Annotated in this window: 12 protein-coding genes and 1 tRNA gene; 6 read left to right on the top strand and 7 right to left on the bottom strand. The window is 68.5% G+C overall.

The window, feature by feature from the left end; genetic code table 11:
- Positions 1-52: 52 nt before the first annotated feature.
- From lon to BKY59_RS16710, 3 genes are all read left to right on the top strand, one after another.
- Positions 53-2,455, top strand: a complete 2,403-nt coding sequence (gene lon / locus BKY59_RS16720; RefSeq protein WP_076073254.1) for an endopeptidase La — start codon at positions 53-55, stop codon at positions 2,453-2,455.
- A 115-nt stretch (positions 2,456-2,570) separates the two neighbouring features.
- The gene (locus BKY59_RS16715) at positions 2,571-2,846 is read left to right on the top strand and encodes an HU family DNA-binding protein (protein WP_076073253.1); all 276 of its coding nucleotides are present in this window, start codon (positions 2,571-2,573) and stop codon (positions 2,844-2,846) included.
- A gap of 114 nt (positions 2,847-2,960) precedes the next feature.
- A tRNA-Val gene (locus tag BKY59_RS16710) sits at positions 2,961-3,035 on the top strand.
- A gap of 336 nt (positions 3,036-3,371) precedes the next feature.
- Here BKY59_RS16710 and BKY59_RS16705 read toward each other — a convergent pair.
- On the bottom strand, positions 3,372-3,908 hold the full coding sequence (locus tag BKY59_RS16705) for a biliverdin-producing heme oxygenase (protein ID WP_076073252.1): 537 nt from the start codon (positions 3,906-3,908) through the stop codon (positions 3,372-3,374).
- A gap of 227 nt (positions 3,909-4,135) precedes the next feature.
- Between BKY59_RS16705 and BKY59_RS16700 the strand changes: the two genes are divergently transcribed.
- Entirely contained in the window at positions 4,136-6,229 is a 2,094-nt protein-coding gene (locus BKY59_RS16700; protein ID WP_240500158.1) for a histidine kinase dimerization/phosphoacceptor domain -containing protein, read from the top strand.
- Here BKY59_RS16700 and BKY59_RS16695 read toward each other — a convergent pair.
- Together BKY59_RS16695 and BKY59_RS16690 are read right to left on the bottom strand one after the other, a co-directional pair.
- Complete coding sequence (locus BKY59_RS16695; RefSeq protein ID WP_076073251.1) at positions 6,148-6,996, bottom strand: hypothetical protein; 849 nt, start codon at positions 6,994-6,996, stop codon at positions 6,148-6,150. The two genes, BKY59_RS16700 and BKY59_RS16695, sit on opposite strands and share 82 nt — an antisense overlap.
- Positions 6,997-7,168: 172 nt before the next feature.
- Positions 7,169-7,378, bottom strand: a complete 210-nt coding sequence (locus tag BKY59_RS16690; protein WP_076073250.1) for a hypothetical protein — start codon at positions 7,376-7,378, stop codon at positions 7,169-7,171.
- Positions 7,379-7,489: 111 nt separating this feature from the next.
- Between BKY59_RS16690 and BKY59_RS16685 the strand changes: the two genes are divergently transcribed.
- Positions 7,490-9,034, top strand: a complete 1,545-nt coding sequence (locus BKY59_RS16685) for an amidase (RefSeq protein WP_129586445.1) — start codon at positions 7,490-7,492, stop codon at positions 9,032-9,034.
- Between the two features lie 163 nt (positions 9,035-9,197).
- Here BKY59_RS16685 and BKY59_RS16680 read toward each other — a convergent pair whose 3' ends face one another.
- Both BKY59_RS16680 and BKY59_RS16675 read right to left on the bottom strand, forming a co-directional pair.
- Complete coding sequence (locus BKY59_RS16680; protein ID WP_076073249.1) at positions 9,198-9,389, bottom strand: hypothetical protein; 192 nt, start codon at positions 9,387-9,389, stop codon at positions 9,198-9,200.
- 41 nt (positions 9,390-9,430) lie between these two features.
- Positions 9,431-10,939, bottom strand: coding sequence for an MDR family MFS transporter (locus BKY59_RS16675; protein ID WP_076073248.1), 1,509 nt, complete (start codon positions 10,937-10,939; stop codon positions 9,431-9,433).
- A 224-nt stretch (positions 10,940-11,163) separates the two neighbouring features.
- On the opposite strand from BKY59_RS16675, the gene BKY59_RS16670 reads away from it, so the two are divergent.
- Positions 11,164-12,309 (top strand): mechanosensitive ion channel family protein, encoded by a 1,146-nt coding sequence (locus tag BKY59_RS16670; RefSeq protein ID WP_083672211.1) that lies wholly within the window; start codon positions 11,164-11,166, stop codon positions 12,307-12,309.
- Here BKY59_RS16670 and BKY59_RS16665 read toward each other — a convergent pair.
- Both BKY59_RS16665 and BKY59_RS16660 read right to left on the bottom strand, forming a co-directional pair.
- Positions 12,245-12,637, bottom strand: coding sequence for a response regulator (locus BKY59_RS16665; RefSeq protein ID WP_076073247.1), 393 nt, complete (start codon positions 12,635-12,637; stop codon positions 12,245-12,247). The two genes, BKY59_RS16670 and BKY59_RS16665, sit on opposite strands and share 65 nt — an antisense overlap.
- Positions 12,634-15,207 (bottom strand): sensor histidine kinase, encoded by a 2,574-nt coding sequence (locus tag BKY59_RS16660; protein WP_076073246.1) that lies wholly within the window; start codon positions 15,205-15,207, stop codon positions 12,634-12,636. The genes BKY59_RS16665 and BKY59_RS16660 overlap by 4 nt, the downstream gene beginning before the upstream one ends.
- Between the last annotated feature and the right edge of the window lie 163 nt (positions 15,208-15,370).

Genomic DNA, 15,370 nt, shown 5'->3' with positions numbered 1-15,370 from the left:
TGCCCATATCTTGCTCAACAGGCCGCAGTCCCGCGTGGCCACCGGAGCTTTCATGACCGAGACCCTTCCCGTCCTCCCCCTTCGTGATATCGTCGTTTTTCCGCACATGATCGTCCCGCTGTTCGTCGGCCGCGACAAGTCGGTAGCTGCGCTCGAAACCGCCATGGCCGCCGACAAGGCGATCTTCCTCGTGGCCCAGCTCGATCCCGCCGAGAACGATCCGGACCGTTCGCAGCTTTATGATCTGGGCGTCACCGCCACCGTGCTTCAGCTGCTGAAGCTTCCCGACGGCACCGTCCGCGTGCTGGTGGAGGGGCGCCAACGTGCGACGATCACGAATCTGGACGACAGCGGCGATCATCTGACCGCGACGGTCGAAACGCTTGCCGATGTCGAGGCGACGGGTGCGGAGGTCACCGCGCTGATGCGATCGGTGGTCGACCAGTTCGAAAATTACGCAAAGCTCAACAAGAAGACCCCGGCCGAGACCGCCGTCCAGCTTGGACAGATCGAAGATGCGTTCCGCCTCGCCGATGCGGTTGCCGCGAACGTCACGATCAAGGTCGCCGACAAGCAGGCGATGCTGGTCGAGATGGATCCGACGAAGCGGCTCGAGATGGGTTTCGCCTTCATGGAAGGTGAACTGGGCGTCCTTCAGGTCGAAAAGAAGATCCGCAGCCGCGTGAAGCGGCAGATGGAGAAGACCCAGCGCGAATATTATCTGAACGAACAGCTGAAGGCGATCCAGCGCGAGCTGGGTAATGGCGACGGCGAGGATGGCGGCGACGAGGTTGCCGAACTGGCCGCCAAGATCGCCGGCATGAAGATGTCGAAGGAAGCCAAGACCAAGGCGACTGCGGAGCTGAAGAAGCTGCGCGGCATGGCCCCCATGTCGGCCGAGGCGACCGTCGTCCGCAACTATCTCGACGTGCTGCTGGGGCTTCCATGGGGCAAGAAGTCGAAGCTGAAGAAGGATATCGAAGCGGCGCAGGCCGTCCTCGACAACGATCATTTCGGCCTTGAAAAGGTCAAGGACCGGATCGTCGAATATCTTGCTGTCCAGGCCCGTACCAACAAGCTCAAGGGGCCGATTCTCTGCCTCGTCGGCCCGCCCGGCGTCGGCAAGACGTCGCTCGGCCGTTCGATCGCCAAGGCGACCGGGCGTGAGTTCATCCGCCAGTCGCTCGGCGGCGTGCGGGACGAGGCCGAGATCCGTGGTCACCGCCGTACCTATATCGGCTCGCTGCCCGGCAAGATCGTCACGAACCTGAAAAAGGCCGGCGCGTCCAACCCGCTGTTCCTGCTCGACGAGATCGACAAGCTCGGCCAGGATTTCCGCGGCGATCCCGCCTCCGCGCTGCTGGAGGTGCTCGACCCGGAACAGAACGCCAAGTTCCAGGATCATTATCTGGAAATCGACATCGATCTGTCGGACGTGATGTTCGTCTGCACGGCGAACTCGCTCAACCTGCCGCAGCCGCTGCTCGACCGGATGGAGATCATCCGGCTCGAAGGGTATACCGAGGACGAGAAGGTCGAGATCGCCAAGGCGCATCTGCTCGAAAAGCAGATCGATGCGCATGGCCTGAAAGCCAGCGAGTTCGTCCTGACCGAACCCGCGCTGCGCGATATCATCCGCTACTATACGCGCGAAGCCGGCGTCCGCACGCTGGAGCGCGAGATTGCCAAGGTGGCCCGCAAGGCGCTCCGCCGCATCCTCGAGAAGAAGGACGGGCGGATCGAGGTCACGGTCGACAATCTTGCCGAATTCTCCGGCATCCGGAAATACCGCTTCGGCATTGGCGAGGAAGAGGACCAGATCGGTGCGGTCACCGGTCTCGCCTGGACCGAGGTGGGCGGCGAGCTGCTGACGATCGAATCGGTCACCACGCCGGGCAAGGGCCTCATCAAGACGACCGGCAAGCTGGGCGAGGTCATGAACGAGTCCGTCCAGGCCGCGTGGTCGTTCGTCCGCGCCCGCGCGCCCAGCTACGGGGTCAAGCCATCGCTGTTCAACCGCAAGGACATCCACATCCATCTGCCCGAGGGCGCAGTGCCGAAGGACGGTCCGTCCGCCGGCATCGGAATGGTGACGGCCATGGTCTCCACCCTGACCGGCGTTCCGGTCCGCCGCGACGTGGCGATGACGGGTGAGGTGACGCTCCGCGGTCGCGTCCTGCCGATCGGCGGGCTGAAGGAGAAACTGCTCGCGGCCTTGCGCGGCGGGATCACCACCGTCCTGATCCCGGCCGAAAACGAGAAGGACCTGGCCGAGATGCCGGCGAACATCACGACGTCGCTGAAGATCATTCCGGTGTCGCATGTCGACGAGGTGCTGGCGCTCGCGCTGACCGAACAGCTGGTGCCGATCGAATGGACCGAGGCGGACGAACTGGCCGCCTTGCCACCCACCCCGGTGCCGGGCGTAACGCCCGAACCGTCCGTCCGTCACTGATCGCCGCAAATCGTACGGCGGTGGTTTGACAGCCATCGTCATGCGTCTGTTAGATAGTGGATTGATCGCGGTGCGCGACTCAACGCACCGCGGCTCCCAGGGGGACATGTAAGCGATGAACAAGCAAGACTTGATCGGTGCCGTTGCCGAGGCATCCGGCCTGACCCGCGGCGACGCGGTCAAGGCGGTCGACGCGGTGTTCGACACCATGAGCGCCGTGCTGGCGCGCGGCGACGAGGTCCGCCTTGTCGGGTTCGGCACCTTCCTGGTGTCGAAGCGCAAGGCGTCCACCGGCCGCAATCCGCGGACCGGCGAACCGATGAAGATCGCCGCGTCCAGCCAGCCGAAGTTCAAGCCCGGCAAGGGCCTGAAAGACGCCGTCAACGCCTGAACCGTCGGTCGGCCGCGCCGCGATCGCCGTCCACCCGGCACAGGGGCTGGACAAGCCGCGATCGACCCCCTAATCGCGCTCCACCGGCCAAGCAGTGCCGCCGGTACCGGGCGTGGGCGCGTAGCTCAGTGGTAGAGCACACCCTTCACACGGGTGGGGTCGCAGGTTCAATCCCTGCCGCGCCCACCACGCCCCTACCGCATCGGATGTAACCTAACTGCCAGCCCCGTTCCGCACGGCTATACCCGACGCGGCCAGGCCACCACCCACAACCCCTCGATCACCCCTTCCCCGCCCCGTTTGGTTCGAGCCTGTCGAAAACCCTGCGCGAGGTTCCCGACCGGCTCGCACCGGACGGAATTGTGGGGCAAGTAAATCCGCCTGATGCGTTATGCTTCAGCACCGCCTATCCCGCGCGCAGTCGAGGGACCCCGTCGAGCCCAGCCGAGACAGCCAACAGCGCCCCCGGATCGACACTTCCGCAGCGGCTCAGGCCAAAGCTATGTCGCGCCAACCCTGCGCGCCTCAGTCCCGAACCGCCCCCTCGAACAGCGCGAACGCCCGTTCCGCCCCGGACAGCAGGTCCGCGCGCCATCCCGCATCGCCGCGGACTTCCGCCGCAACGCCCGCCTGTTCGATCGCATCGCCGAACCGCGCCCAGCTGCCCCCGCGATGCGCCGCCGCCAGATAGGCCGCCGGCAGTCCGGGGCCGACCTGCCGGGCCAGCATCGCGCCGCCCAGCCGCGATCCCTCCAGCACGTACAGCATCCCCCACCGGGCCGCCGCGCCGCCCGCAATCACCGTCTCCCCCGCCGGAACCACATGACCTAGCGTGGCGAGATCGCCACGCAGCAGATCGCCCCGCCCCGTCCAGGCCGGCCACAGCGCCGCGGCATCCAGCACCGCTTCCAGCGGCAGCAGCACGCGAGCATGCGCCGTCAGGAACGCCGCATAGGCACCCCTGTCGGTCAGGTCGAAGCGCGAAAACGCGCGGTCCACCCGTTCGTGGCAGGCGGCGGTCTCGGCGCGCAGGAAGAGCCGGACAGGGTGGAGGGTCGGCATGGGGTTCGGGCGCTCGCGGATCGCAGTCGGTGGAAAGTCGCCTCCTAACAGCTTCGCCGGGCGGGGCCATGGCCGCCCCGCGCCGCGGACCGGTCACTTCGCGCCTTTTCCCTTGGATTCCTCCGCTTTTGGCGGCAGGAAGACGCACAAACGACGGGGAGACCGCATTGCCCACGACCGACCAAGATCTGACGACGACGGCCCCCGCGTCGACCCTTGGCAGCGACGTGACGGCATGTGAACGTGAACCGATCCATATCCCGGGATCGATCCAGCCGCACGGCCTGCTGCTGCTGGCCGAGCCTGAGACGTTCACGATCGTGGCCGGCGCGGGCGATATCGAAGGGCGGCTGGCCGGCGACTGGCTCGGCTGCACCATCGCGGACCTGCTGGGGACGGATGCCGCCGCCACCATCCAGTCGGCCGGCACGCCGCTGATCGTACCGCCGCGCGCGGGCATGACCGAAAGTTTCGACGTCTGCGCCCATCATGCGGGCAACTATCTGGTCGTCGAACTGGAACATGCCCCCGACCGGCCACAGACCGCGGCCGACCTGCTGAGCGCGCTCGATACCGCCGGCGCGGCGTTCGAACGGGCCGCCAGCCTGCACGATCTGGCCGACCGCGCCGCCACCGCATTCCGGGAAATGACCGGGTTCGAACGGGTCATGGTCTACCGTTTCCTGGATGACGATACCGGCGTGGTGATCGCCGAGGACCGCGATCCCGCGCTCGACAGTTTTCTCAACCATCATTTTCCGGCCAGCGACATCCCGCGGCAGGCCCGCGCCCTGTACGTCCGCAACCGCGTGCGGGTGATCCCGGACATCGAATATCACCCCGCGCCGCTCCGCCCGGCAACCGCCGCCGGGCTGGACCTGAGCGATTCCGCGCTGCGCTCCGTCTCGCCGATCCACCTGCAATATCTGCGCAACATGGGCGTGCGCGCCTCGGCATCGGTGTCGATCGTGCGCGACGGGCAATTGTGGGGCCTGATCGCCTGCCATGATCGCGCGCCCAAGCATATCGCGCGCGACATCCGGCTGTCCTGCAAGGCCCTTGCCAGCGGCCTGGCGCGGCAGATCACCGCGAAGGAAGAAGCCGAAACCTACCGCGAGCGGATCCGGCTGCGGTCGGTGGAGGATCTGATCGCCGCGCGGCTGGGCGGTGACGGCGCGATCGACGCCATGCTCGCATCCGCCGCTCCGGACCTGTGCCGCATGCTGGATGCGGACGGGTTCGCCCTCGTCCAGGGGCCCGACATCGTCCGGTCCGGCCATTGCCCGCCGGCCGACACGGTCCGCACGCTCGCCCACCATGTGCGCGATCGGGCGGCCGCGGCCACCTTCGCCACCCATCATCTGGCGAACCAGCTACCCGGCGTCCCGGGGGCGGACGGGGTAAGCGGGCTGCTGGCCATCACCATCGCCACCGAACACCCGATCATGCTGCTATGGTTCCGCGCGGAAAAGGTGGAGGTCGTGAACTGGGCCGGCAACCCGCACAAGGCGGTCGGCACGGACGGCAGCGGCATCCTGGCCCCGCGCGCCTCCTTCGCCGCATGGCGCGAAGCGGTCCGCGGCCGCGCCCGCCCGTGGACCTTCGCGGAGGTCGAATCAGCCGGTCGGCTGCGCCGCCTGCTCACCGAATCGCGCCAGAACCGCCGGCTGCGCGATCTGAACGCCGATCTGGTCGCCACCGTCGCGGAAAAGGACATGCTGCTCCTGCAGAAGGACTATCTGCTCAAGGAAGTGAACCACCGCGTCCAGAACAGCCTGCAACTGGTCTCCGCCTTCCTGCGGTTGCAGGGGCGCGCGGTCGGTGATCCTGTGCTGAGCGGTCATCTGGAAGAGGCGCAGCGCCGGCTGTCCGCGGTCGCGCTGGTCCACCGCCGGCTCTACAGTGACGACCGGATCGAAACCGTCGATCTGGCGCGTTATGTCGAGGATCTGTGCGGCGAAATCAGCGGATCGATGGGCGGTGACGGCGATGCGAACCGGATCCGGCTGGACCTTGCGCCCGTGCTGGTCGCGACCGACCGGGCGGTGACGGTCGGGCTGATCCTGACCGAACTGATCATCAACGCCAACAAATATGCCTATGGCGGCGAAGCCGGCCCGATCATGATCGGGCTGGAACAGCATGGCAGCCGCTTCCGCCTGGTCGTCGCCGATCAGGGGCGCGGCAAGACGCTGTCCGGCAAGGGGTTCGGCACCCGCATGCTGACCGCGATGGTCGATCAGCTTTCGGGCACCATCGAGGAAACCGACAACGCCCCCGGGCTCCGCGTCGTCGTCTCCGCCCCCATCGGCGAACCATAGACGCAGTCTTCGGCTACCGACGGCAGTTCGAGGCCATACAGCGCCTCCACCCCGGCATCCAGATTGTCGGCGATGAACGCCCGGTCTGCGGCCGATACCGGGGGGTAGGCATGCGGGCGGTACGGCCGGATGCCGTTGCCCTTGTAACTGTCCACCGGCACGAACCCGGCGGCCATCGTCAATCCGGTCATCGCGGCCAGCGCGCGGATCACGCGTTCCGGCTCGGCCTGCAACCGGTGCTGGTCGATCAGGCAGAGGTTGTGCGTCCTGCGGTGCAGCCCGGCCCAGTGCGCCAGCTTGGCCGTCCGCTTGCGCATCGCATTGCCGAACCGCGCCCCCGTTTCTGGATCGCGCTCGTGCATCATCTCGGTCGCGTGGATCGGGTGGGCGGCGTCCACGCCCCAGAAATCGGTGTACCAGTAGCTGGCCCATTCCGCGCGGATGAAGTCGCTGAACGGCATGTCCTTGGTCGCCGGGTCCAGGTGCCACGGCTGCCGGTGCACGCTCTGCAACCATGTCACCGCATCGCGCGCGATCACCAGGACCAGGGTGGACGGCTGGAACAGCGTCTGCGGCGGCACGAACCAGTGCTTGAACCCATAGGCTTCGGTAAAGGTGTCGGCCGGCAGGTTGGATTCGATCAGCCGGATCAGTGCGTTGGTGCCGCTGCACCGCTGGCCATAGACCTGGATCGTGCGGATCGCGTCCGGCGCACGGACCAGCGCGCGCATTCCGGGCATGACCACCCGCCAGTCGACTGCTTCCATTCCCGCACCCTTTTGACGCGGACGATGACTACCGTCCGCCAGCCCATGTTGGCGCGCTGTTACCCGAACGTCCAGCACGTCCCGCCACGCATCATTCCTTGAAGCCTGTCGACAAACCCCGGCAGGTTGAACAGGCGACACCGGGGACCCGCTCATCGCCTCCGTCGAGCGATCAATCTGCTTCCGTACCCTTGTGGCTGCCAAAGCCGCGCCTCGCCATCTCGCGGGTCGCGTCGTCGGCCTCGCGCGCGGCGCGGCGGGCATCCTCGGCATCGCCGGCCCGCGGTTCGGCGGCGTCGATCGGCCGGGTGCGCGCGGCGGTCGCGTCGGCCGGCCTGGCCAGTTCGCGCTCGGGGGTCTGCGCGGGGCGGGGATCTTCCATGGCCATTCTCCTGTCCCGCCGCCAACGCCGCCACGCGCCCGCCGTTCCGCTCGCTTTCCGCCGATCGCCGCGTCATGATGCGCCGCGACGACCATCCTGGCGGGGGACCCAATGAACCATGTGCTGCCGATGCTGCTGATCGCGGCCGCATCCCTCGTATTCGGCCCCGCCGCCGCGCAATCGGCGGAGGACAATGTCCGCGCCGCGATCGCCCGGATCGAACGGCTCAACCCACGGATCGGCGCGGTGCTCGCGATCGATCCCACCGCCCGCGATCAGGCCCGCGCGCTGGATCGGATGCGCCGTGCGCGCGGCCCGCTGTTCGGCATGCCGATCCTGCTGAAGGACAATATCGAGGCGAAAGGCCCGCTGCCGACCACCGCCGGCAGCCTGGCCCTGATCGACAACGTCACGAACCGCGACGCCCCCGTCACCGCCGCGCTGCGCGCCGCCGGTGCGGTGATCCTGGGGAAGACCAACCTGTCCGAATGGGCGAACATCAGGTCCAACGCGTCGATTTCGGGGTGGAGCGCGGTCGGCGGCCAGACGCGCAACCCACACGCGCTTGATCGTAATACCTGCGGATCGTCATCGGGCAGCGGCGCCGCCGTCGCGGCCGGCATGGTCGATGCCGCGATCGGCACCGAAACGGACGGATCGATCACCTGCCCCGCCGCGATCAACGGCATCGTCGGCCTGAAACCCACCGTCGGGCTGGTCAGCCGCACGCACATCGTGCCGATCAGCCACAGCCAGGATACCCCCGGTCCGATGACCCGCGATGTCGCCACCGCCGCGCGCGTGCTGACCGCCATCGCCGGCAGCGACCCGGCCGACCCCGCCACCGCGCAGGCCGACCGTCGCCGCGCCGACTACACCACCGCGCTGGACCCGGCGGCGTTGAAGGGCGTGCGGATCGGCGTGCTGCGCTTTGCCACCGGTTGGTCCGTACCGGTCGATCGGCTGTTCGACGCCGCGCTCGCCCTGCTGCGCGCGCAGGGTGCGACGCTGGTCGACATCGCCGCGCTTAAGGATCGCGAAAAGATCGGCCCGGCCGAAAACCGCGTCCTGATGACGGAGCTGAAGGTCGACCTGAACGCCTATCTCGCCACCACGCCGGCCGCGGTGAAGACCCGCACGCTGGCCGACGTCATCGCATTCAACACCGCACATGCGCCCCAGGAAATGGCGCTGTTCGGTCAGGAAAGCTTCCTGGAAGCGCAGAAGACGCGGGGCCTGGCCGACCCCGCCTATGTCGCGGCGCGCGCGCTGTCGCTGCGGATCGCGGGCCGCGACGGGATCGACGCGCTGCTCGCCGCCAACCGCGTCACCGCGCTCGTCGCCCCGACCATGCCGCCGGCCTGGCTGATCGATACGGTCAACGGCGATCAGATTTCCGGCGGTGGTGCCGGCGGTCTGGCGGCGGTTGCGGGCTACCCGCACCTCACCGTCCCGATGGGCGCGGTCCGCGGCCTGCCCGTCGGCCTCTCCTTCATCGGCCCCGCCTGGTCGGAAGCCCGGCTGATCGGCTATGGCTACGCCTACGAACAGGCCAGCCGGCTCCGGGTCACGCCCAGTTTCCGCGACTCGGTCGAGACGAGCCCGGAAGTCGCGCCGTTGCTGCTGCCGCCAGACAGGACCGTCAGGCCGTCATGATCTCGCGCTGTTCCGTTTGGTTCGAGCCTGTCGAGAACGTGGCGCAAGGTTCTCGACAGGCTCGAACCAGACGGATCAGTATGCGGTTGGAAGGGATATGGGCGTCGGAGACCATGACCCGTCTGAAAAGCTCTGGGATAAGGCGACGCGTAAGGACGCCCCCTCAGACGATATCCCGCCCCGTCACCAGGCTCGGCACCACCGACGACGGCGAATGACTCCCCAGCGCCCCCGCCAGCAGCGACGCCACCGCCTCGCCGCGCGACGGCGTCCCCTTGGCGCGCGCGATCCAGGCGTCCAGCGCGGCCAGCGTTTCGGGCGAAAGCGGCACGGAGATGATGGTCTGCTCTGTCATCCCGCCAACCTGCCAGATGCCGCCCCGTTCGGAAAGGCCGTTCAGCCGCGATGCCCGCTCAGCTCTGCCCCGGCATCGCGCGCGAACCGCAGGTTGAAGATCGTCGCCGATGCCGAAATCGCCGTCACCACCAGGAACGCTGCGGTAAAGTCGCCGAGGCGCGGCACGCTCGTGCCCGACACCAGCATGCCGGCATGCAGCGCCGCCGCACCGATGCAGATCCCCAGCGACAGCATCAGTTGCTGGAACGTCGCGTAGAAACTGGTCGCCGCACTCATCCTGTCCTTCGGTATCTCGTCATAGGCGATCGTGTTGTACGCCGTGAACTGGAACGACATGAAGAACCCGCACACCAGCAGCGTGGCGAAGATCACCGCCACCGGCCAGTCCGGCCGAAACAGCCCGCACACCGCATAGCCCGCGCTCGCGATCAGCCCGTTGGTCACCAGCGCGCGGCGGAACCCGAACCGCCGCAGCACGCGCGGCGCCAGCCCCTTCATCGCCAGCGACCCCATCGCACCCGCCACCGTGATCGATCCGCTCGCCGCCGCGGTCATGCCGAACCCCAGCTGCAGCATCAGCGGCAGCAGGAACGGCTGCGCGCCCTGCGTGATGCGGGTCAGCGACCCAGCGATCACCGACAGCCGGAACGACGGCACGCGCATCAGCGAAAGATCCAGGATCGGGTCCGCCACGCGTGCCGCGTGGCGGATATACAGCAGGCCGGACACCAGCCCCACCGCCGCCAGCCCCGCCCCTGCCGCCGCTTCGCCCGACCGGCTTGCCATCTCGAACCCGAACAGCAGACAACCGAGCGAGATGCCCGACAGGAGGAAGCCCGCGACATCGAACGCCGCGCGCCGTTCCGCGCGAAACTCGCCGATGAACCGCGTCACCAGCACCACGCCCAGCACACCGATCGGCAGGTTCAGCCAGAAGATCCAGCGCCAGTCCAGATAGGTCACGATGAACCCGCCCACCGGCGGCCCCAGGATCGGGCCGATCAGCGCGGGCATGATGAGCCACGACATGGCCGACACTAGGTCTTCCTTGTTCACGCTGCGCAGCAGGACCAGCCGCCCGATCGGGATCATCATCGCCCCGCCCAGGCCCTGCACGAACCGCGCGCCCATGATGAACGGCAGGCTCGTCGCCTGTCCGCACAGCAGCGATCCGCCCATGAACAGCAGGATCGCCAGCCGGAACATCGTGCGCGATCCGAACCGGTCGGCCGCCCAGCCGCTGGCCGGAATGAAGACCGCCAGCGCCAGCAGGTAGCTGGTCAGCGCGCCGCTCATCGCGGTCGCCTGCACCCCGAAATCGCGTGCCATCGTCGGCAATGCGGTCGCCAGGACCGTCGCGTCCATCTGTTCCATGAACAGCGCGCAGGCGATGATGAGCGCCACGACGCGGTAGTTGCGGACGCTGCCCTGCGCCATGTCCCCGGCCGCGGGGTCGCGCGGCACCAGCGCCACCGCGTCCGCCGCCGGCAGGATGCCGTCGCGCACCTCCGAATTGATCGACGCCAGCCCGCGACGGCGCAGCCTCATGCCAGGACCCCGTCCGTCCGATCGTGCCGTCCCTGCATCGCCACATTCCCTTCCGCCCGCACCCACCCTCGGCAGTCATTCCGACGGACGTTCGCCGGACTGACTGCGCCGGTGCTGACCGCGTTCCCGCCCGCGCGCGAACCGGAGGAGATACGCGATGGAACCGCCCCACCGCTCTCCCGTTCCATAAAAATGCTGCACCGCAATATCACCCGGACGCACCGATGAACAGGATCGACCGGATCATCGCCGCCTATGACGGCGTCGCGCTCCACATCGCCGCCGGCACCGCGATCGCCGCCGGGGCCGTCCTGCTCGCGCTGCTGGCGCATCACCTGCTGATGCTGGTCGGGCGCAAGGCTGCTGCGCGCACACCTTCGTCCACCGACGACCTGATCGTCGAGCGGCTGGCACTGCCGCTCCGCTGGATCTTCTGCGCCATCGCGCTCACCGCCGTCCTGCCCGCGCTGCGGCTGAACGACGATGCGGCCGACATCTGGCAACGTGTCTTCGGGCTGGGCGTGCCCGCGCTCATGGGCTGGCTGCTGATCGCCATCCTGAACGCGTTGCAGGACGTAATGATCGCCCGCACCGACATCACCGTCGAGGATAATCTGCGCGCCCGGCGGAAGCGGACGCGCGCCGGCATCCTCCACCGCATCACCGTGTTCCTGGTGCTGGTCATCACCCTGTGCATGATGCTGATCTCGATCCCCAGCGTGCGGTCGATCGGCGTCACGCTCATCGCATCGGCCGGCCTTGCCGCGCTCGCGGTCGGTGCCGCCGCGCAACCGGCGTTGAAGAATCTGATCGCCGGCATCCAGATGGCGTTCACCGAACCGATCCGGATCGACGACGTCGTCGTGCTGGACAATGAATGGGGCCGGATCGAGGAGATCCGGCTGACCTATGTCGTCATCCGGATCTGGGACGATCGCCGGCTGGTCGTGCCCGTCTCGCGCTTCCTCGAACAGCCGTTCCAGAACTGGACGCGGGAGTCCGCCCAGCTGCTCGGCAACATCGTCCTCTACCTCGATCCCACGGCCGACATCGCCCGGCTGCGCGCCCATCTGGCGACGGTGATGGACCGCATGCCGCTGTGGGACCGGCGCTTCCACAATCTGCAGGTCACCGACATGAAGGCCGACATGATCGAGGTCCGCGCGCTGATGACCGCGAAGGACGGACCGACCGCGTTCGACCTGCGCTGCGCGGTGCGCGAGGCGCTGCTCGCCTACATCGCGGCAGAAATGCCGGAAGCCCTGCTGCGCAGGCGCATCGCGCCGGCCGATGGCGACTGGCCGGTCACGCCATCTGCGTCACCATCGCCCGCAACCGCGCCGCCAGCGTCAGCGGATCGAACGGCTTGACGATCAGCCCCAGCGACCCTGCCACGCGGTAGAGTTCCATATCGCCGGGCTGCGCACGCGCCGTCAGGAACACCACCGGCACGCATGCCAGCCCGTCGATCGCGCGGATCCGCGTCACCAGACCGGTCCCGTCCATTTCCGGCATCATCATGTCCAGCAGCAGCAGGTCCGGCCGCCATGCGTCGCCGCGCAGCATCGCCAGCGCCGCCGTGCCCGACGGCGCGGACCGCAGCACGATGGCGTCGTCCAGCGCCAGTGACAGGCCCGCGATCAGGCGGATGTCGGGGTCGTCCTCGACATGCAGGACATGTAACCGGTCCGGCCTCACTGCTCCGCCCCCATGACGCGCGCTGCGCCGACGCCGACCCGCTCCGCATCGTTGAACGTCGACCGTTCGGCCGCGCCGTCGTCCTCGGCCTCGCAGGATGCCGCCTCGACCCCCGCCCGCGCCAGCAGCCGGTCGACCGCCGCGATCAGGTTGGGCGACGACCGCTGCGATTTGGATACGACGCAATCGACCAACCCTTCCAGCTGCCGGCTCACGGGCCGGCCGGTATACAGGATCGTCGCCACCCGCGCCCCGGCTTTGTGGCGTCCCTCCCTGGCGACGCGCGACAGCAACGCGGCGATCGGCCCGTCGAGCAGGTCCTGGTCCAGGATCAGCAGCACCGGCCGTTCGCGGTCCAGCAGCGCGGTGGCCGTGGCTAGGTCGGATGCACGACGCAGCCTGGCCCGCCGTTGCAGCGCGCCCGCGGTCCGGCCGATGGTCGCCACATCCGCGTCGATATGCAGGATCAACGGGCGCGCGGCGCCGATCCCGTCCAGCAACGCCCGCACCTGTGCCGCCAGCGCACCGTCGGTGGCATCCAGCGCCTGCCACGATCCGTCGCCCTGATGCGCGCCCAGCCACACGGTGCCGCCGGTGCGCGCCACCACCGGAACGGGCAACCGGCGTTCCCCCGCACCGTCCGACAACCCGGCCAGCAGGCGCGCGCCGGTGGAATTGTCGCCGTCCAGATCGATCAGGATCGCGTCGTAGGTTCCGGACCGGATCGCCGCATGCGCATCCTCCACGGTCGCCACCCGGTCGGCGCTGCACGCGCCGGCATCCGCCAGCCGACGCAGGCCGCAGACGACCGCGGCGTCGTCCGCACAGATCAGCAGATGCGGCGTTTCGCTGCTCCCGTCGCGCAGGTCGATCGCGAAACCGAACCGCGCGCCCCCGCCGGGACGCGGTTCGAACCAGATCGTGCCGCCATGCGCCCGCATGATCTGCCGCGATATCGCCAGGCCCAGCCCGGTGCCCCCCGCGCGGCCGCCGCTTTCGGATTGTGCGAACCGGGTGAACAACCGTTCCCGGAACGCATCCGGCACGCCCGGCCCGCGATCGTCCACGGTCACCATCGCGCGGCCCTGCAGCCGTTCGGCGGTGATCGTCACCGTCTGTCCGGGCGCACTAAACCGGATCGCGTTGGCTAGCAGGTTCGTCGTCACCTGCGCCAGCCGCCCCTCGTCGCCGCGCACCGCAATATCGCCCGATGCGATCGCCAGCTCGATCCGCACGTCGCGCACCGTCGCCAGCGCCTCGTTGCCGTCCACCACCCGGCGCAACATGTCCGCCAGGTCGAGCGGATCGTCGCGGAAGCGCAGGCCGCCCACCTCCATCCGCTCGATATCCAGCAGGTCGTTGATGAGGTCGATCAGGCGCTGCGAATTCTCCTCGGCCACGCGCACCAGACGCCGCGCCGCTTCGGGCAGTGTCGCGCCGGCGGTCGCCCGCAGCAGGCCCAGCGCGCCGACGATCGACGTCAGCGGCGTGCGCAGTTCGTGGCTCACCGTCGCCACGAACTCATCCTTGATCCGCTCCACGCTCTTGCGTTCCGATATGTCGCGGATCGCGGCGACGACATGCACCCCGCCGGCCACCGGCATCAGGCCCAGCGCAACGTCCACCGGCACGCCGTGCCCGTCGACATGATGCGCCACCCTGTCCGTCCGGAACGGTTCGCGCAACCGTCCGTCGGCCACGCCCAGCCGCCGGAAGAACGGCCCCTCGGCCGGCACGACATCGACCAGCACCGAAATATCCCGGCCGACCAGCGCCTCCGGCCGACGGCCGACCAGTTGCTCGACCGCCGGGTTCACAGCCTGGATCACGCCGTCCTCGTCGATCAGCGCCACCGCATCGCTCGTCGCGGCAAACACACCGCGCAGCCGCATCTCCGCCGCCTGCGCCTTTCGCGCCAGCGTGTAGCGGGACCGCCGCCCGCGCCATTCGCGGGCCAGCGCCAGCGCGGCGAGCAGCGCGAGGACGGCCACCGACAGCACGAGATGTTGTTTCACGGACGCGACGCGGCTGGCGTGCATCGCGATCCGCCGGTCGATCATGCGGTCTTCTTCGGCCATCATCGCCGCACCGATGGCCTGCACACGCGCCATTGTCGCCTGCCCGCCGGACCCGACGTTACGCGCCGCATTGGTCGCCGGCGTATGGCGCAGTTCGTCCAGCCGCGCATCGATCGCGCGGCCGAGGTCGGCGTACCGCGCCGCCTGCTGGGGCACGTCGATCAGACGTGCCTCCAGCGCGCGACGTTGCCGGGCGATCGCCGCGACCGCGGGGCGATAGGGAAGCAGGAAGGCCGGATCGCCGGTGATGGCATGACCGCGCCGCGCGGTATCCGCGTCCTTCAACTGCGCCAACAGGTCCGCCACGACGATCCGCCGCTGATAGGCGAGGACGAGTTTCGCCCGCGCGTTCAGCGTGCGATTATATTCCGATCCGATCCCGAGCCCGCCCAGCACGAGCAGCAGCGTGGCGATCACCGCCGCCAGCAGGAACCGGGTTCCCTTCGGACGGGCCGGCGGTTCGGCCAGGCCCAGTTCGGCTATCCTGTCCACGACAGACCCTCCCGCTCCGCGCGCCGCGTTCCTGTTCACGCGCGACACCGCATTGCCCCCGGTTGGCAACGTATCGCCTTATCGGCCGCGATGCAAAATCACCCGCGCCAGCCCGGAACCGATCATCCCGAGCGAAGTCGAAAGACGCATCGAACGCAGCCGC

The organism is Sphingomonas montana, assembly GCF_001956315.1.
In the GTDB taxonomy this organism is placed as follows: Bacteria; Pseudomonadota; Alphaproteobacteria; order Sphingomonadales; family Sphingomonadaceae; genus Sphingomonas_R; species Sphingomonas_R montana.
The sequence above is the reverse complement of the archived record's forward strand: the minus strand, read 5'-3'. Positions and strand labels throughout refer to the sequence as shown.

Excerpts from the sequence above, each read along its gene's own strand:
- lon (WP_076073254.1), top strand. The coding sequence starts at position 53 with ATGACCGAGACCCTTCCCGTCCTCCCCCTTCGTGATATCGTCGTTTTT.
- BKY59_RS16715 (WP_076073253.1), top strand. The coding sequence starts at position 2,571 with ATGAACAAGCAAGACTTGATCGGTGCCGTTGCCGAGGCATCCGGCCTG.
- BKY59_RS16705 (WP_076073252.1), bottom strand. The coding sequence starts at position 3,908 with ATGCCGACCCTCCACCCTGTCCGGCTCTTCCTGCGCGCCGAGACCGCC.
- BKY59_RS16695 (WP_076073251.1), bottom strand. The coding sequence starts at position 6,996 with ATGGAAGCAGTCGACTGGCGGGTGGTCATGCCCGGAATGCGCGCGCTG.
- BKY59_RS16690 (WP_076073250.1), bottom strand. The coding sequence starts at position 7,378 with ATGGAAGATCCCCGCCCCGCGCAGACCCCCGAGCGCGAACTGGCCAGG.
- BKY59_RS16685 (WP_129586445.1), top strand. The coding sequence starts at position 7,490 with ATGAACCATGTGCTGCCGATGCTGCTGATCGCGGCCGCATCCCTCGTA.
- BKY59_RS16680 (WP_076073249.1), bottom strand. The coding sequence starts at position 9,389 with ATGACAGAGCAGACCATCATCTCCGTGCCGCTTTCGCCCGAAACGCTG.
- BKY59_RS16675 (WP_076073248.1), bottom strand. The coding sequence starts at position 10,939 with ATGAGGCTGCGCCGTCGCGGGCTGGCGTCGATCAATTCGGAGGTGCGC.
- BKY59_RS16670 (WP_083672211.1), top strand. The coding sequence starts at position 11,164 with ATGAACAGGATCGACCGGATCATCGCCGCCTATGACGGCGTCGCGCTC.